Genomic DNA, 813 nt, shown 5'->3' with positions numbered 1-813 from the left:
GAGCTTTACTTTAAAAAGCAGCTGGGCCATACGTCGGCCGAAATGCCCCGCCGGTACCAGCGGCGCAGGGACCAGTTTCGCGTCAATCTCACCAGGGCCAGTGGACTGTAGGCCCCCTCCCCTGGCGGATCGGTCTATCGCCAAGACAGCTGATCCCTCGGCAGCCGACCACTGGGGTCGAATACAGCCACCTTGTGCGGGAGATCGGGGCCCCAGTTCCAAAGGACCAGATTGCGATCCTCCATCTCGGCCCCCGGCGCGAAGCTCGGAACCACGATGCCGGCAATATTTCGGGGTTGCAACCGCTCATAGATGGACCAGGACGCTGGACGTTCTCCGTTGCTGAGAGCCGTCGCCCAGGCACAGGCCATCTCTTCGAGCGTCACAGAAAACTCTCCTCTCCGCTCTTCCGTTGTCAGATCCGCGATGTCGTCACAATCGATCTCATAGGAGCAAAGCACGCAGGGATCGATCCGCTGTGCGAAGCCCTGGTTGGCTTCCTTGATCGCTGTCATGATGGTCAGCGCCAGATAGAGCGCCGGCACGCCTTTGGGATTGAATCGAGCCCCTCGGATCGCCGCTCCTTCGCCGGAAGTCGGCCTGAATGCCCAACGTGGATCATGTGCGCGGTAGCAGGTTCCGACGAACCTCACGCAAACCCGCCAACGGCCATGTGATCGAGATAATCACGGACCGCTGCTGCCTTGCCGTCCTTCACCAGCGCCTCAGCGGTGCGTCCCCCAAATGCCGGAAGCGGCTGAGCCCGATACCAGGCCATCGCCTGCTCCTTGCCACCCGCCCATTCCGTCACCC

At 61.9% G+C, this 813-nt stretch carries 2 protein-coding genes and 1 pseudogene; 1 reads left to right on the top strand and 2 read right to left on the bottom strand.

Annotated elements, in window-relative coordinates; genetic code table 11:
- Positions 1 to 111 (top strand): annotated as a pseudogene (locus tag EN943_RS38745) (integrase); the annotation flags it as partial.
- Between the two features lie 23 nt (positions 112 to 134).
- Here the strand turns inward: EN943_RS38745 and EN943_RS37230 are convergent.
- Together EN943_RS37230 and EN943_RS37225 are read right to left on the bottom strand one after the other, a co-directional pair.
- On the bottom strand, positions 135 to 653 hold the full coding sequence (locus EN943_RS37230) for an RES family NAD+ phosphorylase (RefSeq protein ID WP_127416630.1): 519 nt from the start codon (positions 651 to 653) through the stop codon (positions 135 to 137).
- Positions 650 to 813: MbcA/ParS/Xre antitoxin family protein (locus EN943_RS37225; RefSeq protein WP_164778618.1), on the bottom strand; the 164-nt coding region annotated here is incomplete at its 5' end. The genes EN943_RS37230 and EN943_RS37225, both read right to left, overlap by 4 nt.

The sequence above is a fragment of the Mesorhizobium sp. M7A.F.Ca.US.006.01.1.1 genome (assembly GCF_003997935.1).
GTDB lineage: Bacteria > Pseudomonadota > Alphaproteobacteria > Rhizobiales > Rhizobiaceae > Mesorhizobium.
The sequence above is the reverse complement of the archived record's forward strand: the minus strand, read 5'-3'. Positions and strand labels throughout refer to the sequence as shown.